The organism is Faecalibacterium langellae, assembly GCF_002549775.1.
GTDB classification, from domain to species: domain Bacteria; phylum Bacillota; class Clostridia; order Oscillospirales; family Ruminococcaceae; genus Faecalibacterium; species Faecalibacterium langellae.
The window spans coordinates 115,287-140,962 of the sequence record NZ_NMTR01000012.1 but is presented as its reverse complement, the minus strand read 5'-3'; the positions used below and the strand labels follow the sequence as shown (position 1 = coordinate 140,962).

Annotated in this window: 24 protein-coding genes, 2 tRNA genes and 1 pseudogene; 15 read left to right on the top strand and 12 right to left on the bottom strand. The window is 60.7% G+C overall.

Annotation, left to right across the window (positions count from 1 at the left end):
• The first annotated feature begins 251 nt into the window (after nt 1-251).
• Entirely contained in the window at nt 252-1,742 is a 1,491-nt protein-coding gene (locus tag CGS49_RS04985; protein ID WP_097800804.1) for a recombinase family protein, read from the top strand.
• Between the two features lie 129 nt (nt 1,743-1,871).
• Here the strand turns inward: CGS49_RS04985 and CGS49_RS04980 are convergent, their stop codons facing one another.
• Complete coding sequence (locus CGS49_RS04980) at nt 1,872-2,753, bottom strand: LysR family transcriptional regulator (RefSeq protein ID WP_097800803.1); 882 nt, start codon at nt 2,751-2,753, stop codon at nt 1,872-1,874.
• Between the two features lie 204 nt (nt 2,754-2,957).
• On the opposite strand from CGS49_RS04980, the gene CGS49_RS04975 reads away from it, so the two are divergent.
• On the top strand, nt 2,958-3,683 hold the full coding sequence (locus CGS49_RS04975; protein ID WP_097800802.1) for a TraX family protein: 726 nt from the start codon (nt 2,958-2,960) through the stop codon (nt 3,681-3,683).
• Nucleotides 3,684-3,744: 61 nt separating this feature from the next.
• Here the strand turns inward: CGS49_RS04975 and CGS49_RS04970 are convergent, their stop codons facing one another.
• The 5 genes and pseudogenes from CGS49_RS04970 to CGS49_RS04955 form a co-directional block, all read right to left on the bottom strand.
• Nucleotides 3,745-4,674, bottom strand: coding sequence for an AEC family transporter (locus CGS49_RS04970; RefSeq protein WP_097800801.1), 930 nt, complete (start codon nt 4,672-4,674; stop codon nt 3,745-3,747).
• 29 nt (nt 4,675-4,703) lie between these two features.
• Nucleotides 4,704-5,212: pseudogene (rhuM, locus tag CGS49_RS04965) on the bottom strand (RhuM family protein).
• 66 nt (nt 5,213-5,278) lie between these two features.
• On the bottom strand, nt 5,279-5,428 hold the full coding sequence (locus tag CGS49_RS14420) for a virulence RhuM family protein (protein ID WP_242975370.1): 150 nt from the start codon (nt 5,426-5,428) through the stop codon (nt 5,279-5,281).
• 221 nt (nt 5,429-5,649) lie between these two features.
• Nucleotides 5,650-5,743 (bottom strand) — tRNA-Ser (locus CGS49_RS04960).
• Between the two features lie 33 nt (nt 5,744-5,776).
• Nucleotides 5,777-5,864, bottom strand: a tRNA-Ser gene (locus tag CGS49_RS04955).
• A gap of 222 nt (nt 5,865-6,086) precedes the next feature.
• Here CGS49_RS04955 and CGS49_RS04950 point away from each other — a divergent pair.
• The 4 genes from CGS49_RS04950 to CGS49_RS04935 all read left to right on the top strand — a co-directional run bounded on the left by CGS49_RS04950 (nt 6,087) and on the right by CGS49_RS04935 (nt 9,839).
• On the top strand, nt 6,087-6,719 hold the full coding sequence (locus CGS49_RS04950; protein ID WP_097800800.1) for a LexA family protein: 633 nt from the start codon (nt 6,087-6,089) through the stop codon (nt 6,717-6,719).
• 278 nt (nt 6,720-6,997) lie between these two features.
• Nucleotides 6,998-8,356, top strand: a complete 1,359-nt coding sequence (locus tag CGS49_RS04945; protein ID WP_097800799.1) for a putative DNA modification/repair radical SAM protein — start codon at nt 6,998-7,000, stop codon at nt 8,354-8,356.
• The gene (locus CGS49_RS04940) at nt 8,335-9,126 is read left to right on the top strand and encodes a TIGR03915 family putative DNA repair protein (RefSeq protein ID WP_097800798.1); all 792 of its coding nucleotides are present in this window, start codon (nt 8,335-8,337) and stop codon (nt 9,124-9,126) included. Before CGS49_RS04945 ends, CGS49_RS04940 begins: the two co-directional genes overlap by 22 nt.
• A gap of 236 nt (nt 9,127-9,362) precedes the next feature.
• Nucleotides 9,363-9,839, top strand: a complete 477-nt coding sequence (locus CGS49_RS04935; RefSeq protein ID WP_097800797.1) for a peptidylprolyl isomerase — start codon at nt 9,363-9,365, stop codon at nt 9,837-9,839.
• A gap of 179 nt (nt 9,840-10,018) precedes the next feature.
• Here the strand turns inward: CGS49_RS04935 and CGS49_RS04930 are convergent, their stop codons facing one another.
• From CGS49_RS04930 to CGS49_RS04905, 6 genes are all read right to left on the bottom strand, one after another.
• Nucleotides 10,019-11,425, bottom strand: coding sequence for an NAD(P)/FAD-dependent oxidoreductase (locus CGS49_RS04930; protein ID WP_097800796.1), 1,407 nt, complete (start codon nt 11,423-11,425; stop codon nt 10,019-10,021).
• 247 nt (nt 11,426-11,672) lie between these two features.
• On the bottom strand, nt 11,673-12,377 hold the full coding sequence (locus CGS49_RS04925; protein WP_097800795.1) for an HdeD family acid-resistance protein: 705 nt from the start codon (nt 12,375-12,377) through the stop codon (nt 11,673-11,675).
• A gap of 36 nt (nt 12,378-12,413) precedes the next feature.
• Nucleotides 12,414-13,808: an MATE family efflux transporter gene (locus tag CGS49_RS04920; protein ID WP_097800794.1), complete on the bottom strand. Its 1,395-nt coding sequence runs from the start codon at nt 13,806-13,808 to the stop codon at nt 12,414-12,416.
• A gap of 154 nt (nt 13,809-13,962) precedes the next feature.
• Entirely contained in the window at nt 13,963-14,568 is a 606-nt protein-coding gene (locus CGS49_RS04915) for a cytidylate kinase-like family protein (RefSeq protein WP_097800793.1), read from the bottom strand.
• A 45-nt stretch (nt 14,569-14,613) separates the two neighbouring features.
• Nucleotides 14,614-15,978, bottom strand: a complete 1,365-nt coding sequence (locus tag CGS49_RS04910; RefSeq protein ID WP_097800792.1) for a hypothetical protein — start codon at nt 15,976-15,978, stop codon at nt 14,614-14,616.
• 33 nt (nt 15,979-16,011) lie between these two features.
• The gene (locus CGS49_RS04905) at nt 16,012-16,854 is read right to left on the bottom strand and encodes a DUF624 domain-containing protein (protein ID WP_097800791.1); all 843 of its coding nucleotides are present in this window, start codon (nt 16,852-16,854) and stop codon (nt 16,012-16,014) included.
• Between the two features lie 220 nt (nt 16,855-17,074).
• Between CGS49_RS04905 and CGS49_RS04900 the strand changes: the two genes are divergently transcribed.
• The 9 genes from CGS49_RS04900 to aroF all read left to right on the top strand — a co-directional run bounded on the left by CGS49_RS04900 (nt 17,075) and on the right by aroF (nt 25,671).
• Nucleotides 17,075-17,800 carry a lysophospholipid acyltransferase family protein gene (locus tag CGS49_RS04900; RefSeq protein WP_097800790.1) on the top strand — a complete coding sequence of 242 codons (726 nt, stop codon included), beginning with the start codon at nt 17,075-17,077 and terminating at the stop codon, nt 17,798-17,800.
• A 164-nt stretch (nt 17,801-17,964) separates the two neighbouring features.
• Complete coding sequence (locus CGS49_RS04895; protein ID WP_097800789.1) at nt 17,965-18,717, top strand: hypothetical protein; 753 nt, start codon at nt 17,965-17,967, stop codon at nt 18,715-18,717.
• 1 nt (nt 18,718) lies between these two features.
• A complete protein-coding gene (locus tag CGS49_RS04890) occupies nt 18,719-18,904 on the top strand; it encodes a hypothetical protein (RefSeq protein ID WP_097800788.1) in 186 nt (61 codons plus the stop codon).
• A gap of 761 nt (nt 18,905-19,665) precedes the next feature.
• Nucleotides 19,666-20,736, top strand: coding sequence for a bifunctional chorismate mutase/prephenate dehydratase (locus CGS49_RS04880; RefSeq protein ID WP_097800786.1), 1,071 nt, complete (start codon nt 19,666-19,668; stop codon nt 20,734-20,736).
• A complete protein-coding gene (gene aroB, locus CGS49_RS04875) occupies nt 20,733-21,776 on the top strand; it encodes a 3-dehydroquinate synthase (protein WP_097800785.1) in 1,044 nt (347 codons plus the stop codon). The genes CGS49_RS04880 and aroB overlap by 4 nt, the downstream gene beginning before the upstream one ends.
• Before the next feature lie 4 nt (nt 21,777-21,780).
• On the top strand, nt 21,781-22,926 hold the full coding sequence (gene aroC, locus CGS49_RS04870) for a chorismate synthase (protein WP_097800784.1): 1,146 nt from the start codon (nt 21,781-21,783) through the stop codon (nt 22,924-22,926).
• Nucleotides 22,927-24,189, top strand: a complete 1,263-nt coding sequence (locus CGS49_RS04865) for a shikimate kinase (RefSeq protein WP_097800783.1) — start codon at nt 22,927-22,929, stop codon at nt 24,187-24,189. It begins immediately after the preceding gene.
• On the top strand, nt 24,170-24,634 hold the full coding sequence (locus tag CGS49_RS04860) for a type II 3-dehydroquinate dehydratase (protein ID WP_097800782.1): 465 nt from the start codon (nt 24,170-24,172) through the stop codon (nt 24,632-24,634). The genes CGS49_RS04865 and CGS49_RS04860 overlap by 20 nt, the downstream gene beginning before the upstream one ends.
• A 20-nt stretch (nt 24,635-24,654) precedes the next feature.
• The gene (gene aroF / locus CGS49_RS04855; protein WP_097800781.1) at nt 24,655-25,671 is read left to right on the top strand and encodes a 3-deoxy-7-phosphoheptulonate synthase; all 1,017 of its coding nucleotides are present in this window, start codon (nt 24,655-24,657) and stop codon (nt 25,669-25,671) included.
• Nucleotides 25,672-25,676: the final 5 nt, after the last annotated feature.

The window sequence follows — 25,676 nt, the reverse complement described above, 5'->3', positions numbered from 1 at the left end:
GTGCATAATTGTGTGATTTCCAAATAGTAAGAAGCAGGGTTTGGGGCAGGCACGCCCCAACAAGAAGCTGTCCCAAAGGGGCAAGAATTTTCAAGAATTGAAAATTTGTGGCCACGGGACGGTTCTTGCTCTCACCTTTTTCGCTGCGTTTCGCAATTTTCACATTTCAATCTGCTCGCAGATTGTTGACAAGCTGCGCTTGACCCGATACTATAAAGGCAACCCGAACACGCTGCCAAGGAGGTGCAACCATGACCGCCGTAATCTACGCCCGCTATTCATCCGACAGCCAGCGCGAAGCGTCCATTGAGGGACAGCTGCGCGACTGTAAGGACTACGCCGAGAAGAACGGCATCACCGTGGTCGGCACCTACATTGACCGTGCCTACTCTGCCAAAACGGATGATCGCCCAGACTTTCAGCGGATGATCAAGGATAGCGGAAAGAAAATCTTCGATGTGGTTCTGGTCTGGAAACTGGACCGCTTTGCCCGGAACCGCTACGATGCCGTGAACTACAAGTACCAGCTGGAAAAGAACGGTGTCCATCTGGTGTCTGCCATGGAACCCATCTCGCAGGGACCTGAAGGAATTATGGTGGAAAGTATGCTGATTGGCATGGCGGAATACTATTCCGCCGAGCTCGCCCTGAAAGTGGCGCGCGGTGAGCGCGAAAACGCCCTCCAGTGCAAGTACAACGGCGGTATGGTGCCGCTGGGCTTCACCATTGGCAAGGAGGACAGGCTGTACCATATCGACCCGGAGACGGCTCCCATCGTGCAGGAGATCTTCAGACGGTATGCCGACGGCGAACCGGCCGAGAAGATTGCAGCATCCCTGAACGAGCGCGGTCTGCGTACCCGCACCGGGAAGCCGTTCGTGAAGAACAGCTTCTTCCAGATCTTCCGCAACCGCCGCTACATCGGCGAATACCGATACAAGGACATTGTGACGCCGGGCGGCATCCCGGCTATTGTTGATCAGGACTTGTTCGACCGGGTGCAGCAGCGTTTCGAGCAAAACAGGATCGCCCACGGTCGGCCTGCAAAAGAGGATGTGAGCTATCTGCTGACCACCAAGCTGTTCTGTGGCAAGTGCGGCACCCTGATGGGCGGCGAAAGCGGCACCAGCCACATGGGGAACACCTACTATTATTACAAGTGCGGCAACGCCAAACGCCACGGCAAGGCGCACTGCGACCTGAAAGCCATCCGCAAGGAGCCGCTGGAACGGTTCGTGGTGGATACCGCCATTAAGGTGATTTTCAGCGATGAAATCATCGAACGGCTGATAGATTTGGTCATGGAAGCCCAGCAGCAGGAGAACACCCGGCTGCCTGTTCTGAAAGAGCAGCTCCGGGATACGGAGAAACGGCTCGCAAACCTTCTGGAAGCCATTGAACAGGGCATCCTGACCCCGACTACCAAGCAGCGGTTGGACGAGCTGGAAGCCCGGAAAGAAGCCCTGAACACCAGCATTCTGGAAGAAGAGCTGAAAAAGCCCGTCCTGACCCGTGAGTGGATTCGGTTCTGGCTTGAAAAATTCCGCAAGGGTGACGTGGGCAGCACGGAACACCAGCGGCAGATCATTGATACCTTTGTCAACTCGGTCTACGTCTTTGATGACCGGGTCGTACTCAATTTCAACTTCACGGATGATGCCAAAACGGTCACCCGTGAGGAAGTGTTGGGTTCGAGTGCTGTGGACAATGCTCCACCACAAAACTCCTCAGACATTGTCTGAGGAGTTTTTGTTTGCAGCGGGCGAGCCTTTCGCTCTGCCCCGGCGTGTGCCGGATGCGTGATTTTCCGCACAGAAAAACGGCCGACACTTTTCATGCCGACCGTTTTGTGCTATGGTATTCTCAGCGTGTCACTGCATCTCGATCTCTTTGCAGTATTCCACGATGTGGTGGAACATCTGCTCCACGGCCGGGGCCATAGCGGCGGGGCGCTGCACAGCCAGGCCCACCACGCGGTATTCCTCCGGCTCGATGGGGTAAATTTTCACGGCTGCCTTGCAGTCCCGCAGCAGCATCTGCGGCATGATGGAGATGCCGAGGCCCGCTTCCACCATGGCGATGTTGGACTGGTCGTCGATGACATGGCAGCGGCGCTCGGTGCCGATCTTATACTTTTTCAAAAACTGGCGCATCTCGGCGTCGGTGGCGTCGCACTGCACCACAAAGCTCTGGCCGTTCATCAGGGCCGGGGTCATCACGCCGTTTTCCGGCTCCGGCCAGTCCTGCGGCACGATGCACAGCAGCGGCTCGCGGAACAGCTCGGTGAGGTTGAACTCCTCGCGGCAGGTGGAGGAAAGGAACGCGATGTCCACCTGACCGGTGCGCAGCCATTCCTTCACGTCGTCGTAGGTGCCCTGGTAGACCTCGATCTCGATCTGGGGGTAGTGGGCCATGAAGCTCTTGAGCAGGCCCGGCAGCAGCGAGGCGCACACCGAGTTGAACACGCCCAGCTTCACCTTGCCTTTTTCCAGGCCGTTCAGGCGGGCGATGCTCTGCTTGAGGGCCTCGTCGCTGTTGAGCACGTCGCGGATGGACGGATACAGCGATGCACCGTAACTGGTCATGGAGACGCCGTTTTTGCCGCGGTTGAACAGGGCAAAGCCCAGTTCCTCCTCCATGACGGCGATGGCGTGGCTGATGGCCGAGGGGGTCAGATGCAGCTGCTGTGCCGCTTTGTTGAAGCTGCCCTGCCGCGCCACTGCATCGAAGATCTCATAGGAAAATAGCGTCATGCCCAAAGCCTCCTTCCTTCTGATCTGGTTCGGAGACGCTCGGATTCTTTGTGAATCTTTTTCATCTTTGGTTTGAGATAGTTCAATTATCTTCTTGATTGTACTATCCAAAGCCATTCCTGTCAAGCATTTTGGCCCGATTTCTGCGCATTCCGGGCTCATTTTGTCGCCTGCCGCGCGTATATTTTGAAAAGAGGTATCCTCATGACCGAGACCCTTCCGCCCTCCACCCGCCGCGGGCTCAGCGGCACTGCCCTCAAGGGCATTGCCTGCGTCACTATGCTCATCGACCACATCGGCGCTTCCTGCCTCGAGAACGGCTTTTTGAGCGCACCTGCCGCGCCCGCCGGGCTGGCTGCGCTGGACCTTGTGCTGCGGCTCATCGGGCGGCTGGCCTTCCCCATTTTCTGCTTTCTGCTGGTGGAAGGCTTCGTCCACACCCACGACGTGAAAAAATACATCGGGCGGCTTTTGCTGTTCGGCCTTGTCAGCGAGGTGCCCTTTGACCTGGCGTTTTTCCGCACGCCCTTTGCGCCGGGCTACCAGAACGTGTACTGGACGCTGGCCCTGGGCGTACTGGCCATGGCGGGCCTCGCGCACTTTGAAAAAGAGGACGGCTCCACCGGCTGGCAGGGTCTGCTATGTGCCGGCGGGTGCGTGCTGCTGGGCTTTCTGGCCAACACGGATTACAACGGCATCGGCGTGCTCATCATCTGCGCGCTGTACCTGACCCGCGCCGACCGCAAACGCCAGTGCATCGTGGGCGCGGTGCTGTTCGCCTTTGAGTACACCGCCCCGCTGGCCTTCGTACTCCTCTGGCTCTACAACGGCCAGCGCGGCAATTGCAGCAGGGCGATGCAGAAGGTGTTCTACTGGTTCTACCCGGTGCACATCGCGCTGTTGGCCGGGGTCACAAACTTTCTATTATAAGGTAGAGGGCCGAAAAGGGGCCTCCGCAAACGCGCGGAGGCCCCTTTGTTTTTTTATCGCGTCAGAGCGGGAACAACTGCCCGGTCAGCAGCAGCATGACCGGCACCGTGACCAGCATACAGATGGTGGAGTGGGCCACGGCCTGGCTGGCAAGGGCAGGCTCGGTGCCGGACTGCTTTGCCACCACCGCCGCCAGGCTGCCGGCCGGGCAGCTGGCAATGACCATCAGCCCGGTGCGCAGGACGTTGTCCAGCGGCAGCAGCCGCAGCACCAGCAAAAACAGCAGCGGGAACACCACCCCGCGCAGCACCGTGACCCGGTACAGAAAGCCCTTGCGCAGCAGGGCGCGCAGGTCGCTGCCCGCCAGCATGACGCCCACGATCATGAGCGCCATGGGGGTGGTGCAGCCGCCCACCGTGCTGCAGAAGGTCTGCACCGGCCCGGGCAGCCGCCAGCCGGTGGCCAGCAGCACCAGCATGGCCACCGTGGCGATGTTGGCCGGAGTGACAAAGGTCTTCCAGTGCAGCTTTTCGCCCGGGCGGAACAGGGTGACCACGTAGGTGAAGAACCATACATTATAAGCAGCCATGGCTACGGTAGCGAACACGGTTCCCCGGGCGCTGCCCAGCAGCGCGGCACACAGCGGCAGCCCGATGAACCCGCAGTTCGGCATGGCGGCCGTGCCCACCAGAACCGCCGCCTCGCCGGGCGTATCCCGCCGCACCCGGCTGACCAGGCGGCAGATGCCGGTGGTGGCGATGAACAACGCCAGCAGCAGCACGAACAGCACGCCTGCCTGCAGCACGATCTCCGGCTCGCCGTCAATGGCCGCACCCGCCAGCATCGTGCAGGGCAGCAGCAGCTTCATGATAAAATCCGACAAAAACCGGCTGTCCCGGTCGGTGATGACGCCGCAGCGCGCCCCCGCATAGCCCAGCATCACCTCGAGAAAGATCACCGCGATCTGCCCCATCAACACCCCAAACGCCATGGGTCTCCTCCTTTTGCACTGTCCGCATTTTATTCCGGTTTCAGCTTTTTCACGGCCTTGTCAAAATCCGACACGATCTTCTGTGTCGGGTTGAACATTGCATATTCCGCCTCAGCCTTTTCCCTTGCTTTTCGGTTCGTGACCTTTCCCTTATCCGGCAGAACATCGTACCGCCGGAAGGATAAAAACTCATTGATACTGGAAGCGAATTGTTCCATTGTAAACGTATTCTCACGTTCGATCAGGTCTTCAATATAGTCAAAATAGCCAGACACCGCACGTTCCAGCTGCCGGATCTGCTTCTCCGACAGGTAATTCTTGGCTGCCGACACATCCGACTTGAGCACCCGCCCATCCGGGGCATTCTTCCATGTTGTCAGGCCCATGTGGTCTTTTGTATGATCCGCTTTTGTGTACACGATCTCATGGCATAATGGAACTTATTCTGCACCATGGCATAAAAATCATGGGTCAGCGGCGAATCACGGTCATAGTCGATACTGCATTCCGCAAAGATATCCGTGCGGCTGCCCTCCATTTGAACTACCGAGGATTCCTCGGCAGTTGCCGTTTCATCCAGTTCTCCCTCTGCATAGATATTTTTTTAATGAAACGAAATGTTGTCCGTTGTGCAGTCAAACAGCTTTGCCATGCCTTTTTGGGTCAGCCAAATCGTATCATCCTTAATAAAAGCATCCACTGAAATATCTTCTTCTGCCGAGCGGTATATCAAAAACTGAAAGTTATTTTTCATTTTCTCTCCTTTCGCCGCGGCGCTTCATCTCTTGCAGTCCAGCTCTACGAGCTTCCTACGGCAAGAATATCACACACCCGGGCAAAGTCAAGTTCGCATTGCCGCGAGATGGGTCGGCAAGATGGCGCAGCCGTTACAGGCTTTTTTGGCCCCTCGCACTCCATTTTAGCCGCAAAAATGGAAAAAGCCCGGTGATTTCAATGAATCATCGAGCTTTTTCTTGGCGGAGTAGGAGGGATTTGAACCCTCGCGCCGTTGTTTAGACGACCTACGCCCTTAGCAGGGGCGCCTCTTCGACCTCTTGAGTACTACTCCAGAGCAAAGTGCATTACACTTATTCAATAAAAATGGCGGAGAGAGTGGGATTCGAACCCACGGTGCGTTGCCGCACGGCAGTTTTCAAGACTGCTTCCTTAAACCACTCGGACATCTCTCCTTGTGGACACTCGCCTTACGCCGTGTCGAATGCCTATTTAATTTACCAGATTTGTGCCCGTCTGTCAAGCCTTTGCCGCAAATTTTTCTCCCCAGCCGGAAATGCCCAAATTTGCCACAACCTTTCTGGGTCAAAGTTTGGAAAAGCCCTTTACAGAAACATCTTTTTGTTGTATAATAAACACAACAAAAACCCATCCAGAGGTGTAAAAGGAGAATTACCATGTCGTTTTCAGAGCTTTTGAAGCAGTGCCGCAAAAAGCAGGGCATCAGCCAGGCTGAGCTGGCTTCCAAACTGGGTGTGACCCAGCAGGCTGTCGGCAAATGGGAAAGCGGCAAATCCTCTCCCGACCCCGGCACGGTGGCCCGCATCGCAGAGCTGCTGAACACCACGGCAGACTATCTGCTGGGCCTGTACCGCCCGGTGAGCAACGTTTCCGCCCCGGAGGAGCGCTTTTTCGGCAGCTACTCTGAGAGCCTGATCCCGGTCATCGGCACGGTGAAGGCGGGCTACGGCGCGCTGGCCTTTGAGGAAGACTACGGCCAGGAGTATGCCCGCGTGAAGGACCCGGCCAACTACTTCTATCTGGTGGTGCGCGGCGACAGCATGGAGCCCCGCATCCAGGACGGCGACCTGGCGCTGGTTCACAAGCAGGATACGCTGGAGAACGGCGACCTGGGCGTGCTGATCTACGGCGACGAGGGCGAAGGCACCCTGAAGCGTTACATCCAGCGCGGCAACTGTGTGGTGCTGCAGCCCTTCAACCCGGCCTACAATGAGCTGGTCATCAAGGGCGAAGACCTGAACCACCTGCACGTCGCCGGGCGCGTGGTGGAGACCAAGGCGAAGTGGTAATTTTATAAAGAAAGCGGGATTGCCCTCTCCGTCACGGCTCACGCCGTGCCACCTCTCCCAAAGGGAGAGACAAGAAGCGCTGCCGTCATGTCCTTGGCTCTCCCTTTGAGGAAAGACTTCCCCCGGCTGGGGGAAGATGTCGCGCAAGCGACAAAAAGGGGAATCTGTCGAACGAATGTGAGACTGAGAGGGCGAGACCGCCGACCACGAAAGTGAAAAGCCATCTGCAATTTTGCGTATGGCTTTTTCTTTTATACTCTTTTGGGGAGGTGCATTCTATGGAACAGTCTATCATGGACAAGCTGACCATTCTGGCCGACAGCGCCAAATACGATGTAGCCTGCACTTCCAGCGGCGCATCCCGCACGGCCCGGGCGGGCACCCTGGGCAGCTGCTATGCGCCGGGGTGCTGCCACGCCTTTACCGCCGACGGCCGGTGCGTCAGCCTTTTGAAGGTGCTCATGACCAATTGCTGCTCCTTCGACTGCAGCTACTGCGTCAACCGCAAATCCAACGACATCCCCCGGGCCACCTTCGCGCCCCGGGAGCTGGCGGAGCTGACCGTAGAGTTCTACCGCCGCAACTACATCGAGGGACTTTTTCTTTCCAGCGCAGTGCTGGGCACCCCGGACTACACCACCGAACGGATGCTGGCCACTCTGCGGCTGCTGCGCAACGAGTACCGCTTCGGCGGCTATATCCACGCCAAGGCCATCCCGGGCACCAGCCCGGAACTGCTGCAGCAGCTGGGCTATCTTGCCGACCGCCTGAGCGTGAATGTAGAGCTGCCCAGCGAGCAGAGCCTGAACCTGCTGGCCCCGGACAAGGGGCGGCACTCCATTTTCCGGCCCATGAAGCAGATCGCCGTGTCCGGTGCCCAGAGCAAACAGGAGCTGACCGTCTACCGTCACGCGCCCAAATTCGCGCCCGCCGGGCAGAGCACCCAGATGATCGTGGGCGCTTCGCCGGAGACGGACTACCACATCTTAAAGCTCACCGAGGGCATGTACCAGAAGTACAGCCTGAAGCGGGTGTTCTACTCCGCCTACATCCCGGTGACCGAGGACACCCGCCTGCCTGCCCTGGACACCAAACCGCCGCTGCTGCGGGAGCACCGGCTGTATCAGGCCGACTGGCTGCTGCGGTTCTACCAGTTCAAGGCAGACGAAATTCTGGACGAGGAAAACCAGAGCTTCAACCCGTATCTGGACCCAAAATGCAACTGGGCCGTGCAGCACTACGGGCTGTTCCCGGTGGACGTGAACCGCGCGCCCTTTGAAATGCTGCTGCGGGTGCCGGGCATCGGCCCCAAGAGCGCCCGGCGCATCTGGCACGCCCGCAAGCTGTCCAGTCTCGGGCTGGATGAGCTCAAGCGCATGGGCGTGGTGCTCAAGCGGGCACAGTATTTCATCACCTGCAAAGGGTTCGCGGGCGCGCACCCGGGCCGCGGCACGGCCGGACGGGAGCATATCACCCGGGCCCTCATCGACCCGAATGTGTTCGGCGGCAATTGCGAACAGCTGAGCCTGTTCACGCCGCCTGCGGTGGATAACCTCATCACGCAGGGCGTGGCACCCCGGGCCGCCATGCACATGGTGCGGGAGGAGGCAGTGCAATGTCTGGCGAAAGCACTGTGAAAAGCGGGCGCAGGCTCCACGATGCCGATGTGGTCTACCTCTACGACGGCAGCTTCGAGGGCTTTCTGTGCTGCGTGTTCGAGAGCTTTGCCCAGCACGAGATCCCCTTTGCCGTGTGGACGCCCCAGCGGGAGACGTCCACCCTCTACCCCGTCAAGGACATTGCCACCGACCACGCCACGGCCCGGCGGGTGTTCGCCAGCTTCGGCAGCAAGCTGGGTGCGGAGACCGAGTACCTCGTCAGCCGGGATTTTCTCTCCGGGCAGGAGGACAAGGAGCTGCTGCTCATTCGCTTTCTGCACCTGGCCTTTGCTCTGGGCCCCGGCACGGTAAAGCGCACCGGCCACCCGGACGTGGCCCCGCTCTACGAGATGAAGAAAAGCCTCGACTGGGAAGTGGACAAATTCCAGGGCTTTGTACGGTTTGAGGAGCACGACGGGATGCTGGGCGCGGTCATCCACCCGAAAAACTATATTCTGCCCCTGCTGCGGCCGCACTTCTGCGGACGGTTCCCGGAGGAAAACTTTATGATCTACGACGCGGTGCATCAGGCTGTGCTGCTGCACGAGGACCACAAGACGCAACTGCTGGAGCTGGCCGCCCCGCTGGAGCTGCCCCCGCCGGACGAGCGGGAGCAGCAGTTTCAGGCGCTGTGGACGCAGTTCTACAAAACGCTGGAAATTCAGGCGCGCCACAACGAAAAAGGCCGCATGACCCATTGCCCCAAGCGCTTCTGGGCGGATATGGTGGAGATGCAGGGGGAGTTGTAATTGGTTTTTGTGGCACGATTCTTGCACAAAAGCCCGGTTGCGTCCACCAACCAGAGCGTAAACTCCGGTTGCGGCGCGCATTTTTAGCCTATTGGGGCAGATAATTCACAAAAACGTTGCATCTGCATCGTTGCAACAGGCAAAACCTATGGTATACTATAAGGGATATCCGGGCAGGCATTTCTGCCCCCAACACCCCCGCTGCGGGGTCAACACAAAAGGAGTATTGTAGCGTTATGGTTCGCATTACTATGGAAGACGGCGGCGTCATCGACATTGAACTGAACGAAGAAGCTGCCCCCATCACCTGTGAGAATTTTAAAAAGCTGGTCAGCGAAGGCTTTTACAACGGCCTGACCTTCCACCGCGTGATCCCCGGCTTTATGATCCAGGGCGGCTGCCCGCTGGGCACCGGCACCGGCGGCCCGGGCTGGAACATCAAGGGCGAGTTTGCTGCTAACGGCGTGAACAACCCCATCAAGCACACCCGCGGTGTCATCAGCATGGCCCGCGCCATGAACCCCAACAGCGCAGGCAGCCAGTTCTTCATCATGCATCAGGACGCTCCCCACCTGGACGGCCAGTACGCCGCCTTCGGCAAGGTGGTTGCAGGCATGGACGTTGTGGATAAGATCGCCGCCGTCCGCACCGACTGGAACGACAAGCCCACCACCCCGGTCAAGATGAAGACCGTGGAGCTCATCGAGGGCTAACATAAGCTTTTAAATTCAAAATAGCGGAACACCCGCAGGGTGTTCCGCTATTTTTTGCAAAAAACTCTCTGTGAAAAGGGTACCCCGGAGCGTCCGCAGACGCTCCGGGGTACCGAAATAAAAAATCAAATTCTTTGAATTATGGCCAAAGCGCACGCGGCGGCCATTTCAAATCGTTTTCAGCAGCCTTCCTTTTCGGCCAGCTTACGGCCCATGAGCACGCCCATGACCGAAGCCATCATCAGGCCGCGGGTCCAGCCGGAGGAGTCGCCCAGGCAGTGCAGGCCCTTGATGTTGGTGTCGAGGTTCTCGTCCATCTTCACCTTGTTGGAGTAGAACTTCAGCTCCGGGCTGTACAGCAGCGTCTCGTTGGCGGCAAAGCCGGGCACCACCATGTCCAGCATCTTGATGAACTCAATGATGTTGGTCATGGCGCGGTAAGGCATGGCGGCGGTGATATCACCGGCCACGGCATCCTTCAGGGTGGGCTTGACGTTGGACTGTGCCAGTTCCTTCTGCCAGGTGCGCTTGCCGTCCAGAATGTCGCCGTAGCGCTGCACCATGATGTGGCCTGCGCCCAGCATATTGGTCAGCTCGCCCACCTTCTGGGCGTAGGCGATGGGCTGGTTGAAGGGCTCGGTGAAGTTGTGGGAGACCAGGATGGCGAGGTTCGTGTTCTCACTCTTTTTCTCCTTGAAGCTGTGGCCGTTGACCACGGCAAGGTCGTTGTCGTAGTTTTCCTGCGCCACAAAGCCGCCGGGGTTCTGGCAGAAGGTGCGCACCTTGTTCTTCCAGGGCTTGGGGTAGCCGATGAGCTTGGACTCATACAGCACCTTGTTCACCTTTTCCATGACCTCGTTGCGGCACTCCACGCGCACGCCGATGTCCACGGTGCCGGGCTTATGGGCGATGTGGTGCTCCGCACAAATTTTTTCCAGCCAGTCCGCACCGCGGCGGCCAGTGCCGATGACCACTTCATCCGCATAGACGCTGCGCAGGCTGTCGCCGTCCTTCAGCAGCACGCCTTTGCACTCCTCGTTCTCGAGGATGATGTTCTCGCACTCGGTGCTGAACAGCATCTCCACGCCGTTGTCGGCCAGATAGTTCTGGATGGCCAGATACAGCTCCTGTGCCTTCTCGGTGCCCAGATGGCGGATGGGGCAGTCCACTAATTTCAGACCGGCATGGATGGCGTTCTTGCGAATTTCCTTGATGTCCTCGCCGGTGTAGATGCCTTCCACATGGGGGTCAGCACCGAACTCCAGATAGATTTTATCGGTGTACTCGATCAGCTCCTGCGCAAAGTCCTCGCCGATGAGGGTGGGCAGGTCGCCGCCCACCTCGTGGGACAGGCTCAACTTGCCGTCCGAGAAAGCGCCCGCACCGGAGAAGCCGGTGGTGATGGCGCAGGTGGGGCGGCAGTTGACGCAGTGGCCCACCTCGGCCTTGGGGCAGTGGCGCTTTTCCACCGGCTTGCCCTTTTCCACCAGAAGGACCTTCTTTTTGCTGCCGTGGCGCAGCAGCTCCACAGCGGTAAAGATGCCGGCCGGGCCGGCGCCAACGATGATCAGATCGTACTTTTCCATTGCTCTCTTTTCCTTTGTTGTAATTCGTGTAAAACCCTCTCAGCCAACGCCTGACGGCGTTGCCAGATTCCCCTTTTTGTCGCTTACGCGACATCTTCCCCCGACCGGGGGAAGTCTTTCCTCGAAGGGGGAGCCTTTCTCCTGCCTGGAGGGAACATACTTCTTCACCGTATGAGTTGAAGACATCATCAAAACAGCGCATTCGACTCTCCCTTCGGGAGAGCTGGCGCGAAGCGCCTGAGAGGGTTTATTCCTCATCTTCCCGCTCCACGGTGGCGCTCTCGTCCACCTCGTCCAGCTCCACGGCGGTGGCCTCGGCGTCGGCGTGGGTCACGTCCGGCGCAATGACACCGTCACCGTTCAGGTCCTCGCCGGTGATCGCCTCCAGCACCGACTGGGTCTCCGGGTGCAGCTTTGCAAAGCGGCGCACCGCCAGCACGGTGTACAGGGCGCTGAGCAGGTTGATGCCGCCTTCCACGATGAGGATGATACCGATGGCCATCACCAGCGTTTCCATGGCGCTGAAGGGGTTTGCAATGAGCACCACGCCCAGCACCACGCTGAGCACCGGCAGGGCCAGAAAACCCTTCCAGCTGTCGTAGCCGCAGCGGCGCAGGTCCAGCGCGTTCTGCACCCGGCCGATGGCGTCAAAGATGACGAACAGGCCGAACACGATGGGCAGAATTTTCACCACGATGTCGCTGCGCAGGATGAGGAAGCCGCCCAGCGCAAGGCACACGATGCCGGAGATGAGGGTGAGCTGGCTCTGGAACACGCCGCGCTCCACCACGAAGTAGCGAATGAGCTGCACGGCTGCGCAGGCCAGCACCACACCGCCCAGTGCATAGCACACGACGTTGAGGGCCGTTCTGGGCTTCATGACCAGAAAGACGCCCAGACCCAGATACAGCAGGCTCATGAGGATCAGATTCCACTTCAGCTTTTTTACCATAGCGTTCACGTTCCTTTCGGCTTTTTGCTCACGCCCTCATTCGGCAGGGCCGTACATGGGCGCGATGATGGTCTTGTTGATGCGGGCAAAAAAGGCAAGGCTCAGCAGGACACTGACGATCTCAGCGATGAGGAAGGCCCACCAGACATTGTTGACATTGCCAGTCTGTGCCAGCAGCCATGCGGCCGGCAGCAGCACGAACAGCTGACGGCACATCGAGACGATCAGGCTGAACACGCCGTTGCCCAGCGCCTGGAACACCGAGCCCATCACGATGCCGATGCCGGCCAGCAGAAAGTGCGGGCAGATGATGCGCAGCGCCGGGATGCCGATGGCCAGCATGGCGTCGCTGGCGGCAAAGATGCCCAGCACCTTGTCCGGGAAGAACTGGAAGATGCAGAAACCGATCAGCATGATGCACTCGGCGTAGCACACGGCCAGTTTGATGGTCTTCTTCACGCGGTCGGGCTGGCGGGCACCGTAGTTGTAGCCGATGATGGGCACCATGCCGTTGTTCAGGCCGAAGATGGGCATGAACACGAAGCTCTGCAGCTTGAAATAGACGCCGAACACCGCCACCGCCGTGGCCGAGAAGGTCATCAAGATCAGGTTCATGCCAAAGGTCATCACACTGCCCACACACTGCATGGCGATGCTGGGCAGGCCCACCGTATAGATGCGGCCGATGGCTTTCAGACTGGGGCGGAAGCCCTTGAAGCTGATCTGGATGTCCGGGTTCTTGTTCAGGTTGAAGAACAGGGTCATGCCTGCACCGCAGAACTGGCCGATGACGGTGGCCACTGCCGCGCCCGTGGTGCCGGACAGCGCCTCGCCGCAGTAGCCGAAGATGAAGATGGGGTCCAGAATAATGTTGACCACGGCACCCACCAGCTGGCTGATCATGCTCAGGTGGGTGCGGCCGGTGGCGGCCAGCAGCTTTTCGCCCATGGTCTGGGTGAAAAGGCCCAAGCTGAAGATGCAGCAGACCGAAAGATACTGGATGCCCTGCCGGGCAATGGCCGCATCACTGGTCTGTGCATAAAAGTAGGGCTTCATGCAGGTCAGACCCACCACGAGGAACACCACGAAGCTGCACAGCGACAGGAAGATGCCGTTTTCCGCCGTGGCGTTGGCCCGGCGCTGGTTCTTTTCGCCCAGGCTCTTGGAGAGCATGGCGTTCACGCCCACGCCGGTGCCCACGCCCACGGCGATCATCACATTCTGCAGCGAGAAGGCGAGGGACACGGCGGTGAGGGCGCTCTCACTGACATGGGACACGAACACCGAGTCCACCACGTTGTACAGCGCCTGCACCAGCATGGAGATCATCATGGGCACGCTGAGCTTGACCAGCAGGGGGTTGATCTCCATGGTGCCCATGATGTTTTCCCGCGCTTCGGCGGGAGAGGTTTGGGATTGCTTTGTTTCCACGATTGCTCCTTTTGACTTGGGGTTACAAGGGATTTTATTGCAACGAGAAATGCGTAAGCATTTCTCGTTGCCCGAAACGTGGGCAGGGCGCTTGCGCACCCTACCCACGTTGCAGCGTTGTTTTATTGTGCCCGTTTTGACGGGCCGCCGGGCATCAGCCCAGGGTCTTCTCCTTGGCGGCGGCTGCGTCCAGGATCATCTTCACGCAGGTCTCGCGGCCGAGGGCTGCGTTGATGGCCAGATCGTAGTTGTGGGCATCGCCCCAGCGGTTCTGGGTGTAGTAGTTGTAGTAGGCCGCACGGTTGCGGTCGGTCTTCTCCACTTCTTCCTTGATGCCCTTTTCGTCCTTGGCCTTGACCAGCGGATTGGTCTTTGCGTACTCCAGACGCCAGTCCTTGGGCGCATACACGAACACGCGCAGCACATCCTTGCGCTCCCGCAGGACATAGTCACCGCAGCGGCCCAGGATCACGCAGGGGCCTTCCTCGGCCAGCTGCTTGATGATGCGGCTCTGCAGAATGAACACCTGATCGCCCAGCGGCAGCTCGTTGCCCATGGTGTACAGGCTGTACAGCAGGCTGTGGGTGTGCCGTTTCTCGCTGGCGGCAACGGCTTCTTCCGACAGGCCGGAGTGCTTTGCAGCCAGGGTGATCAGCTCTTTGTCGTAAAGCTTGACGCCCAGTGCGTTGGCCACATCTTCTGCGATGTAACGGCCGCCCGTGCAGTATTCACGTCCCAAAGTGATGATCGTCTTTGCCATAATGTGTTCCTCCTATGTATGTTTTATCGCCTCGGGCGCAGCCGGTCAGTCTGCCGGCTGTGCCTGTACTTGGGGAGCTGATTTTTCCGGCGCGGGGCGCGGCTTTGGCAGCCGCACCTCGGCCACCCGCATGGCACCGGTCTGGTCCACAGCGTAGACGCTGCAGCGTCCACCCGCCGCCAGCTGCGCCGCCGGGAAGCGGATGCCGCCCTCCGGCGTGCGCTCCATGCGGCAGAAGGTGCGGTGGGCCGTGGTGGCGTGGGCCACCCCGTCGTGGGGGGCGCAGGCGATCCAGCCGGAAAAGCTTTCCGGCAGCGGGTCGCGGGTGCCGTGCTGTTCAAAGAAGTAAACACCGTCTTCGCCGCCAAGCACCAGCTCGCAGCGCAGCCGCCGCGGGCGGTTGGCCTCGATGTCCCGGGGCTTTGCCCGCAGGGCGATGGCGCGGCCGGTGAAGTAACGCATGAAATCCACCAGCGCCATGGTGCAGTTCACTGCACCGTTGGAGTCGGCGGTGGGGTCGTTCAGCAGCACATAGTCTGCCATCACGGCGTCGTCGTGGCCGAAACCCCGCAGGCCCATCCAGACCCGCACCGGGTCCCGCTGGCCGCGGACACGCCGCTCCACCTGCACTGCCACACAGCAGTCATCGTGGATCTGCGCCCGCAGGTCGGCAAGGTCCATCCAGGCCTGCCAGCAGGGGTAGCCGCAGCAGCCCGCCGCTGCCGCCGCAAAGGCCGCGTTGGCGGTGGTGCTGTGGGCCATGTCCTCCATGACGTAGGCCACTTCCTCGGGCAGGATGTCCTCGCCCCAGCAGTTCATCAGGGCCGCCATCACCAGCGGCAGGTCCATGCTGCGGCCAAAGCTGGGGTCGTGGGCGGAAAGGCAGTATTCCGGCAGATAGAGCCGCCGGTTGATCGGGTGGCCGTTGCGCTTTTCCCACGCAAGGGGCCGCACCGCCGCGGCCAGCAGCCGCACGGCGGGCGAGACTTTGTCGTCGTTGGTGGAAAGGTTCACCTGCAGCTGCACGCCGGTGCCGCCGCCGGGCGTGGCCACCGTGACCGTGTCGCCCATGAGAAAGATCATGCCGTCGTCGCTCTGGGAGCTGGTGCTGCACCGGGGGTAGCCCGGTGCCCACTTGCCAAAGCTCATCCAGCCGGTCCAGTTTCCTCCGGCGTACACCCGGCAGCGCACTTCCACCATGGTGTTGTGGGGCGCAAAGGCGTTCCAGCTGACGTTCAGGTTGCAGAAGGCGGGCATGGCAAATTCCGGGGTGGTGTAGCTGCCATACTGCAGGCTGCGCCCGGCCACGCTGTCCAGCACCAGGGCACCGTTTTCCAGCGCCAGGTTGTCCAGCTGCCCGCGGGAGAAGGTCTCGGTGCCCTGCAAAACCAGATTATTCCGTTGTTCCATGGGGCACATCTCCCTTCGTGAAAGCGGTGGGGTTTATTCTTCGGTGTCGTCCTCGTCGGGCGCGTAGTCCTCTTTCAGGGCTTCTTCCAGTTCGGCGTCCCGCATTTTGCGGATGTTCTCCTCAATGTGGAACACGCGGTCGATGTCGCCGTAGACGATCTGGCAGGACACCTCGGTGACGAACCAGAAGCCGAACACCAGCATGAGCAGCAGGCCCAGCGGCATGCACAGGATCACCACGCCCCAGAACAGCACCTGCACGATGGCAGCCGCCAGCGCGTGGGGCAGGAAGGCGATCATGCAGTTGATGCTGTTTTTCAGCGTCAGGCCCAGCGGCTGGTCCAGCAGCACGATCTGCGGCCACATGTAGGCGAACAGCATCTGGAAGATGACCAGGTTCAGCACCGTGGCCACCCACAGCGGCACGCCCACGTTGACGCCCTGGCTCAGCATGTTGAAGCAGAAATACACAAGAAAAATCTGCAGCGTGACCACCACGCAGTAGAAGATGCCCGGCGCGATGCTGGCCTTGAAGTTGCGCTTGAAGGCCTTGCGGTAGGTCACCCACCAGTAGCCGGCTTCGTCGCGCAGGGCGCGCAGCACGGTGTCGTACATGCCGGCAAGGGCAGGCCCGGCCAGGATGCCGCCCGCCACCGCGCTGATGAGCATGACCGGCAGGCTGTTTGCCAGAAAGCCGATGTACACCAGGCAGATCACCGGGGCAAAGCCCAGGCAGGTGAGCAGGTTCGCCAGGAACATGCTGTTCATATCGCGGCCGACCAGCTCAAAAAAGCGGCCTACGCCGGTCTTGCGGGGGGCGTCCTTCTCGACGCCCTTGCCCTCTTTGAAGTCATTTGCGGAAGGAAACAGACCCATTTTATGCGGTACCTTTCTCTTGATCCTTGAAGCCCGCGGACGGCGTTTCACGCAGAAAGTGCCATTGTGCTGGCTTTACAACTATAAATATACCTGCATTTTGTCAATTTTGCAAGAGGACGGGAACAGTCAATTGTAAAAAAAATTATATTTTTCACCTATTTGCAAAAAAGTGTGATACAATGACAATGGCATATTTTGCCGGAGGGAGGAAACCGCAATGAGCATTTTCCGCACGATTGCGCTGTTTATTTATTTGTTTGGCTACATGATCGTTCACTACGGCGCGCTGCGCCGGGGCGAGCGTGCCCTGGCTGCGGGCGATACGCAGCTGGTGGAAGAACTTGTGAACAAGAACATCCCCCGCTGGAGCCGGGGCATCCTGAAGGTGACCGGCGTCTCGCTGGTGGTGGAAGGGCTGGAGAACATCCCAAAGGACACCGCCTGCGTGTTCGTGGGCAACCACCGCAGCTACTATGACATCCCGCTGCTGCTGGCAAGCCTGGATAAGCCCCACGGCGTGCTGGCGAAGGAAGAACTGGAAAAGATCCCGCTTTTGAACCGCTGGATGAAGCTGCTGGGCTGCGTGTTCGTGCAGCGCGACGACCTGCGGGCATCCGTCCGCGCCCTGAACGACGCCACCGCCATCGTGGAGGGCGGCAAGAGCTTCATCATTTTCCCGGAGGGCACCCGCTACAAGGGCGAAGAAGGCGGTGCCGGGGAGTTCAAGGCCGGTGCCTTCCGCATCGCCGTGAAGACCGGTGCCCCGGTGGTACCGGTGGCCATCACCGGCGCACGGGCCCTGTTTGAGGCGGGCGGCAACCGCTGTCACCCGGGCAGCGTGCACATCAAGGTGCTGCCGCCTATCCAGACGGCCAGCATGAGCAAGGCCGAGCAGAAGCAGCTGCCCGACGCCGTGCGCCAGACGATTCTGGCACAGCTGTAAAAGGTGAACAGTCTCGCGCTGCTCGACAGCTCTCCCAGAGGGAGAGCCAAGAACGTAACCGTTAGGGCCTTGCCTCTCCCTCTGGGATAGGTGGATGCGACCAACGGGAGCAGACGGAGAGGGCGACCCCGCTGCCCGTAAATCATCAAATCAGGAGTTTTTCTATGGCAAGCTACCGTTACGAACGCGACATCGACCCGAAGGACCTCAAGCCCCGCAAGCAGCGCCAGTATACCCGCAAAGAGCGCTGGGCCAACTGGTGGGATTATAACCTCAAGTGGGTGATCATTCTCGGCATCCTTGTGGCGTTTTTCGGCTACAACTTCATCGGGCAGTATTTCTTCACGGTCAAGCCCGATTACCGCGTGGCGGTGGTGGCCCCCCACTACCTGCCGGAAGCCACCCAGACCGCCCTGCAGGACGCCCTTGCCGCCTACGGTGAGGACCTGAACGGCGACGGCAAGGTGGTGGTGAAGCTGAACGTCTACACCATGGACTTCGGCAATGAGGACTCGGACGCCTACCTTGACATGGCAGGCACCACCAAGCTCTCCACCGACATCCAGGGTGCGCTGAGCTCCATCTTCATCCTGTACGACCCGGCGGGATTCCAGCAGACCACCGGCACCCTGCGCTATCTGGACGGCAGCCTGCCGCAGTCCGACGCGGACAGCGACTGGTGGAATATGGTCTACCGCTGGACCGACTGCCCGGTGCTGGTGGGCCTGGACCTGGGCGACTACACGTCCGACGCGGTGCAGAGCGCCAGCGGCAGCAGTCAGGAGCTGATGAGCCACTACTACATCGGCATCCGGGGCGCATGGAACAAGGACTCTGCCGACCTGCTGGAAGGCGGCGAAGACCTGTGGAACGCCCTGACCGCCGGGGCTGTCTCCACCGTGACGGAGGAAGGCTGAGATGCGGTTCCGGGTGAAGCGCGGCGGGTCTGCGAAGCGGTTCCGCTTTGACCGCACCGCAAAACCGGTGCCAAAACAGGAGCCGGAGGTGCCGGTCTCGCTGGCCGAAGTGCTGGACAACCCCTATGGGCGATACTTTGGTAAGGCCCGCAGCCGGGAGGAGCTTTTGGCAAAGCGGCACGATTGAAAATGGCCGCCGCGTTGCTTTGGCCATCTTCAGAGGAAAAATATTTTTTATATTGCAAACAAGCCAGCCCTGCAGGACTGGCTTGTTTGCTTTTTCACGGGAAGGGTCGTAACTGCAGACGGCATCTGCTGGCACTCGCTCCCCTGCGGGGAGCATCGCGTCAGTTGGGGAACGAACCCTCTCAGGCGCTTCGCGCCAGCTCTCCCGAAGGGAGAGCCAAGACTGTGGAGGGAGTGTTTCTTGCCTCTCCCTTTGAAAGACTTCCCCCGGTCGGGGGAAGATGTCGCGCAGCGACAAAAAGGGGACAAGGTGTCACCGAAGGTGACGGAGAGGGCGCACCCGCTCCCCTGCGGGGAGCTGCCGCCGCAGCGGCTGAGGGGCCTATCAATCGGAGAAGCGCGAAAAATGCGTTTAGCGAAGCGGCTAGCATTTTTCCGCTTCGACTTCTGCTTTGGGGTCACTAGGGGCGAGCAGCCCCTAGTTCGTGGGTCCAGCGCGTCGAAATCGCTGGCGCTTTTCTGGTTCTCTTTTGTGCGGCAAAAGAGAACATTCCCCGCCCGGCGAAGCATTTCCCGGAAAGGCCGAAACTTTTTCTACTCGACTCCTTTGCAATTTTCGTCTTTTTACGGCCAGCTGATTTGAAATATTCTCCACCTTGAAATCGCGGGCCGTTTGTTGTTTCTCTGTCCCGGTTATGGTATACTTACTGGGTATCTATTATCTTGATGGTATTTATCAACCATACAAAAGGATGTGAACCCATGGACGCACTGGAACAGGCACGCACTGAGATCGACACGGTGGACGCCCAGCTGGCCGCACTGTTTGAGCGGCGGATGGCCGCTGTGCTGCAGGTGGCAGAGTATAAGCGTGCCCACGGCCTGCCCATCTACGACGCCGCCCGCGAGGCCGCTGTGCTGGAAAAATCGGCCGCCCGCATTCAGGATGCCGCCCTGCGGCCCTATTATAAAGACCATGTGCAGAACCTGATGGACGTAGCCAAGCAGTACGAAGCCGTGGTGCTGGGCCAGAACCGCGCCGCCTATCAGGGCGTGGAGGGTGCCTTTGCCCACATCGCCCTCAAGGCGCTGTTCCCCCACGCCGAGGCCGTGAGCTATCCCACCTGGGATGAGGTGTTCGATGCCGTGGAACGCGGCGATGCCGCTCACGGCGTCGTGCCTTTTGAAAACAGCCATGCAGGCGATGTTTCCGCCGTGCTGGACCTGTGCTATAACCACCCGGACCTGTGGGTGGTGGATGTGTACGACCTGCCCATCTCGCAGAATCTGCTGGTGCTGCCGGGCACACGGCTCGACCAGCTGCGGCATGTTTACAGCCACCAGCAGGCCATTGCCCAAAGCGAGACTTTCTTGAAGCAGTTCGGCCTGCCTGCCACCGCCATGGCCAACACCGCCATGGCCGCAAAGTTCGTGGCCGAGAGCGGCGACGCTTCCAAAGCCGCCATAGCCAGCGTGGAGACGGCGGCTCTCTATGGGCTGGAAGTGCTGGTGCCCAGCATCAACACCGACGGCGACAACACCACCCGCTTCATCGTGCTCAGCCGCGAAAAGCCCACGGGCGGCAACCGGTTCTCGCTGCTGTTTACCGTGGACAACAAGCCCGGCAAGCTGGGCGAAGTGATCCAGATCATCGGTGCCAGCGGCTTCAACATGGAGTCCATCAAGAGCCGCCCCATGCCCCATGTGCCCTTTGAATATTATTTTTACGTCGAGCTGGTGGGCGACCCCACCGCCGACGAGACCGCCGCGCTGCTGCGCGAGCTTGACCGCACCTGCCGGACCGTGCGGCTGTTAGGAGTGTATACCAAATGAGTGAATTTATCGGAACCAAGCTGACCATGAATCTGGGCGAGCGCAGCTATGACATCATCGTCAAGAGCGGCTCGCTGGAAAACCTGTACCAGTTTGCCCGGCTGGACCGCCGGGTGGCCGTCGTCACCGACAGCGGTGTGCCCGCACAGTACGCCCAGATGGTGGCCGACCAGTGCAAGGATGCCCACATCATCACGGTGCCGCAGGGCGAAGCCAGCAAGAGCTTTAAAATTCTGGAATCCGTGCTGCGCCAGATGCTGGAGTTCGGCATGGGCCGCGGCGATCTGGTGATTGCCGTAGGCGGCGGCGTGGTAGGCGACCTGGCCGGGTTTGCCGCTTCCATCTACATGCGCGGCATCGACTTCATCAACTGCCCCACCACCACCCTTTCCATGATCGACTCCTCCATCGGCGGCAAGACCGCCGTGGACCTCGGCGACACCAAGAACATCGTAGGTGCCTTCTGGCAGCCCAAGCTGGTCATCGTGGACCCGGACACCCTCGCCACCCTGCCCCGCCGCCACTTCATCAACGGTCTGGCCGAGGCCGTCAAGGCAAGTCTGCTGGCAGACCCGGAACTGTTCGCCATCTTTGAGAGCGGCGACGTGGACGCCCAGATCGGCGAGATCATCTGCCGCAGCCTGCGCTTCAAAAAGAACATTGTCGAGCAGGACGAGACCGAGCGCGGGATGCGCAAGGCCCTCAACTTCGGCCACACCATCGGCCACGGCATCGAGGCCGTCAAGGGCATCAAGGGCCGCCGCACCGTGGGCCTGTTCCACGGCGAGTGCGTGGCGCTGGGTATGCTGCCCATGATCGAATCCAAAGCCCTGCAGAAGCGGGTGCGCGCGGTGTACCGCCGCCTTGGCCTGCCTGTGCGCACCACCTACAACAAGGAAAAAGTGCTGGCCGAGATGCTGCACGACAAAAAGGCCCAGGGCGGCCAGATCACGGTGATCAAGGTGCCGGGTCTGGGCTGCTGGCGGGCCGAGACCATCCCCGTGGAGGGGCTGCGTCCCCTGCTGGGCATGGAGGACTGACACCATGAAAAATACCTTTGGCAGCGACCTTTCGCTGACCATTTTCGGCGAGAGCCACGGATGGGCCGTCGGCGCCGTGCTGGACGGCATGGCCGCCGGGGTGCCGGTGGACGAAGAATTTCTCGCCGCCTGCATGGACAAGCGCCGCGCCCGGGGCGACGGCCTTTCCACCCCCCGCGTGGAAGCGGACACGGTGCAGTTTCTGTCCGGTGTGGTGAACGGCCACACCACCGGCACCGCCATTGCCCTGATGATCGAGAACCAGAACACCCGCAGCGGCGATTACGCCAAGACCGCCGACCTGCTGCGCCCCGGCCACGCGGATTACACCGCCTATGCCAAATACCACGGTTTTCAGGATGCGCGGGGCGGCGGGCACTTCTCCGGCCGGGTCACCGCCGCCCTCGTGGCGGGCGGGGCCGTGGTGCTGGGGGCCCTGAACCGTGCCGGCATCGACATCACCACCCACATTGCAGAATGTGCGGGCATCGCGGATACCCGCTTTGCGCTGGACGATGCCGCCCAGCTCTCCGCACAGGTGGAAGCCCTTGCCAGCAAGCCCGAGGGCTTTGCGGTGCTGGATGAGACCGTGGAAGACCCCATGAAGACCGCCATCCGTGCCGCCGGGGCCGAGGGCGACAGTGTGGGCGGCATGTTAGAGACCGCCATCCTCGGCCTGCCCGCCGGCATCGGCGAGCCCTATTTTGACAGTGTGGAGAGCGAGATTGCCCATCTGGCCTTTTCCATCCCGGCCGTCAAAGGCATCGAGTTCGGCACCGGCTTCGGCTTTGCCGAGATGCGCGGCTCCGAAGCCAACGACGCCTTCCGCATGACGCCGGAGGGGGCCGTGGTCACTGCCACCAACCACAACGCGGGCGTCAACGGCGGCATTGCCAACGGCATGCCGGTGGTGTTCCGCACCGTCATCAAGCCCACGCCCAGCATCTACAAACAGCAGGACACTGTGGACTACATCGCCAAAAAAGACGCCCAGCTGTCCATTCAGGGCCGTCACGACCCCTGCATCGTGCCCCGGGCCGCCATCGTGCAGACCTGCGCCGCCGCCCTTGCGGTGGGCGATCTGCTCACAGCCCGCTACGGCGAAGCCTGGATGACCCGCCCCACCACCTTCCGAAAGGAGAACGAGTAAATGGAATACGGACTCATTGGCGCAAAACTCGGCCACTCCTACTCCAAGATCATCCACGAGATGCTCTGCGGCTACCACTACGACCTGTGCCCCCTGCCCACCGAGGAAGAAGCCCGGGCGTTTCTGACCAGACGGCAGTTCAAGGCCATCAACGTGACCATTCCCTACAAAAAGCTGGTGATGGAATACTGCTCCTACATCGACCCCCGGGCCAAGGCCATCGGGGCGGTGAACACGGTGGTGAACAAAAATGGTCTGCTCTACGGCTACAACACCGATTACATGGGCTTCGCCTACCTGTGCGACGCCCACGGCGTGGACTTTGCCGGACGCACCGTGCTGATCCTCGGCACCGGTGGTACGCACAATACCACCAGCGCCGTGGCCCGCGACAAGGGCGCGGCCAAGGTGCTCACCGTCAGCCGCCACCCCGACCCGGAGAAGGGCGAGCTGAGCTATGCCGAAGCCGCCCGCAGCGGCGCGCAGATCGTCATCAACACCACCCCGGCAGGCATGTACCCCAATGTGGGCGTGTGCAACCTGGACGTGGCCGCCATGCCGGGCCTCGAAGCCGTGGTGGACGTGGTCTATAACCCCGACAAGACCGAGATCATTCTCCGTGCCGAGGAAGCCGGTGTGCCGGTGGCCGTGGGCGGCCTGGAAATGTTGGTGGCGCAGGCGGTGTATGCCGCCGAATACTTCCTCAGCCGCAAGTTTGAGGATGCGCCGGGCGAGATCCGCCGCATCACCGCCGCTTTGCGCCGGGACCTGCTGAACATCGCCCTCATCGGGATGCCTTCTTCCGGCAAGACTACCCTCGGCAAAATGCTGGCAAAGCAATTGGGCCGCACCTTCGTGGACCTCGACGAGGAGATCGTCAAAACGGCTGGCTGCAGCATCCCGGATATCTTCGCCGCCGAAGGCGAGGACGGCTTCCGCGCCCGGGAGACCGCCGAGACCCGCCGCTTTGGCAAGGAGGGACGGCAGCTGCTGTCCTGCGGCGGCGGTGCGGTGAAGCGGCCCGAAAACCTGCGGGCCCTGCACCAGAACGGCGTGGTGCTGTTCATTGACCGGCCGGTGGAAGCGCTGGCTGTGGGCGGTGACCGCCCGCTTTCTTCCAGCATGGACGCGCTGCGCGAGATGGAAGCCCAGCGCCGTCCGCTGTACCTCGCGGCGGCAGACGCCGTCATTCCCAACAACGGCACGCTGGACGAAGCCCTGCGCGCCGCTATGGAGGCACTTGATGAAATTTTTGATTCTTAACGGCCCCAATGTCAACATCATGCGCTGGTCAGAGCCGGGCGTACCCGGCGAGCTGGACTACAACGCCATGATGGACTATGTGCAGGCGGGCTGCGACCAGATGGGCATCGAGACCGACTGCTGCCAGACAAACCACGAGGGCGACCTTGTGGACGAAATTCAGGCAGCCGCGGGCCGGGTGGACGGCATCGTGCTGAACCCCGGCGCCTATGCCCACTACAGCGTGGCCATTCTGGACGCGCTGCGGCTGTGCGGCGTGCCCGCCGTGGAAGTGATGCTGCACGCACCCGACGAGCGGGAGCCCTTCCGCCAGACGGACGTTGTCTCGTTTGGCTGTCAGGGCCACTTCATCGGCGAAGGCCCGCAGGGCTACCTGCACGCCTGCCTGTATCTGGCCCAGCTGCTGCGGGCCGACGGCACCGGCAAGGCACATATTGTGATGTAAAAGGAAAGGGAAACACTCTTATGATCATCTCCACCAAAAAAGGGACCCCGAAGCCCGAACTGGAAAAGATCGTTGACAAATTCGAGAAGCAGGGTCTGGACGTGACCCTGATCACCGGCAAGGACTACAACGTGTTCGGCCTTGTGGGCGACACGACGAAAATCGACGAGCGCGACGTGCTGGCAAACCCGTGGATCGACAACGTCACCCGCGTGTCCGCGCCCTATAAGCGCGCAAACCGCCTGTTCCACCCCGCAGACTCGGTCATCGACTGCGGCGGCGTGAAGATCGGCGGCAAGGAAAAGATCGCCGTCATGGCAGGCCCCTGCAGCATCGAGGGCGAGGAGCAGGCTCTGCGCATCGCACAGGGCGTCAAGGCTGGTGGTGCCACCCTGTTCCGCGGCGGTGCCTACAAGCCCCGCACCTCTCCCTACTCTTTCCAGGGTCTGGAGACCGAGGGCATCCTCGACATGGTGAAGGCCCGCGAGGCCACCGGCCTGCCCATCGTCTCCGAGCTGATGAGCGAGGACCGCATCCCCGAGTTTGAGGAGTACGTGGATGTGGTGCAGATCGGTGCCCGCAACATGCAGAACTTCCAGCTGCTCAAGGCCGTGGGCAAGATGCACAAGCCCGTGCTGCTCAAGCGCGGCCTGTGCAACACCATCGAGGAGTGGATCATGAGCGCCGAGTACATCATGGCCGGCGGCAACGAGCAGGTCATCCTGTGCGAGCGCGGCATCCGCACCTTCGAGAAGTACACCCGCAACACGCTGGACCTGTCTGCTGTGCCCATCATCCACGAAAAGACCCACCTGCCCGTCATCGTGGACCCCAGCCACGCCACCGGCAAAGCCAATCTGGTCGAGCCCATGATGATCGCTGCCGTGGCCGCCGGTGCCGACGGTCTGGAAGTGGAGGTCCACTACGACCCGCAGCACGCCTGGAGCGACGGTGCCCAGTGCCTGACCCCGGACGGCTTTGCACAGGCCATGGCAAAATGCCGTCAGGTGGCGTGGGCCATCGGCCGGGATCTGTAACGGCC

Coding starts and splice junctions, on each gene's coding strand:
- aroF (WP_097800781.1), top strand. CDS start 24,655: ATGATCATCTCCACCAAAAAAGGGACCCCGAAGCCCGAACTGGAAAAG.
- CGS49_RS04900 (WP_097800790.1), top strand. CDS start 17,075: ATGAGCATTTTCCGCACGATTGCGCTGTTTATTTATTTGTTTGGCTAC.
- CGS49_RS04945 (WP_097800799.1), top strand. CDS start 6,998: ATGGAACAGTCTATCATGGACAAGCTGACCATTCTGGCCGACAGCGCC.
- CGS49_RS04975 (WP_097800802.1), top strand. CDS start 2,958: ATGACCGAGACCCTTCCGCCCTCCACCCGCCGCGGGCTCAGCGGCACT.
- CGS49_RS04890 (WP_097800788.1), top strand. CDS start 18,719: ATGCGGTTCCGGGTGAAGCGCGGCGGGTCTGCGAAGCGGTTCCGCTTT.
- CGS49_RS04950 (WP_097800800.1), top strand. CDS start 6,087: ATGTCGTTTTCAGAGCTTTTGAAGCAGTGCCGCAAAAAGCAGGGCATC.
- CGS49_RS04915 (WP_097800793.1), bottom strand. CDS start 14,568: ATGGCAAAGACGATCATCACTTTGGGACGTGAATACTGCACGGGCGGC.
- CGS49_RS04925 (WP_097800795.1), bottom strand. CDS start 12,377: ATGGTAAAAAAGCTGAAGTGGAATCTGATCCTCATGAGCCTGCTGTAT.
- CGS49_RS04865 (WP_097800783.1), top strand. CDS start 22,927: ATGGAATACGGACTCATTGGCGCAAAACTCGGCCACTCCTACTCCAAG.
- CGS49_RS04910 (WP_097800792.1), bottom strand. CDS start 15,978: ATGGAACAACGGAATAATCTGGTTTTGCAGGGCACCGAGACCTTCTCC.
- CGS49_RS04880 (WP_097800786.1), top strand. CDS start 19,666: ATGGACGCACTGGAACAGGCACGCACTGAGATCGACACGGTGGACGCC.
- CGS49_RS04895 (WP_097800789.1), top strand. CDS start 17,965: ATGGCAAGCTACCGTTACGAACGCGACATCGACCCGAAGGACCTCAAG.
- CGS49_RS04905 (WP_097800791.1), bottom strand. CDS start 16,854: ATGGGTCTGTTTCCTTCCGCAAATGACTTCAAAGAGGGCAAGGGCGTC.
- CGS49_RS04940 (WP_097800798.1), top strand. CDS start 8,335: ATGTCTGGCGAAAGCACTGTGAAAAGCGGGCGCAGGCTCCACGATGCC.
- aroC (WP_097800784.1), top strand. CDS start 21,781: ATGAAAAATACCTTTGGCAGCGACCTTTCGCTGACCATTTTCGGCGAG.
- aroB (WP_097800785.1), top strand. CDS start 20,733: ATGAGTGAATTTATCGGAACCAAGCTGACCATGAATCTGGGCGAGCGC.
- CGS49_RS04970 (WP_097800801.1), bottom strand. CDS start 4,674: ATGGCGTTTGGGGTGTTGATGGGGCAGATCGCGGTGATCTTTCTCGAG.
- CGS49_RS04930 (WP_097800796.1), bottom strand. CDS start 11,425: ATGGAAAAGTACGATCTGATCATCGTTGGCGCCGGCCCGGCCGGCATC.
- CGS49_RS04980 (WP_097800803.1), bottom strand. CDS start 2,753: ATGACGCTATTTTCCTATGAGATCTTCGATGCAGTGGCGCGGCAGGGC.
- CGS49_RS04935 (WP_097800797.1), top strand. CDS start 9,363: ATGGTTCGCATTACTATGGAAGACGGCGGCGTCATCGACATTGAACTG.
- CGS49_RS14420 (WP_242975370.1), bottom strand. CDS start 5,428: ATGAAAAATAACTTTCAGTTTTTGATATACCGCTCGGCAGAAGAAGAT.
- CGS49_RS04985 (WP_097800804.1), top strand. CDS start 252: ATGACCGCCGTAATCTACGCCCGCTATTCATCCGACAGCCAGCGCGAA.
- CGS49_RS04860 (WP_097800782.1), top strand. CDS start 24,170: ATGAAATTTTTGATTCTTAACGGCCCCAATGTCAACATCATGCGCTGG.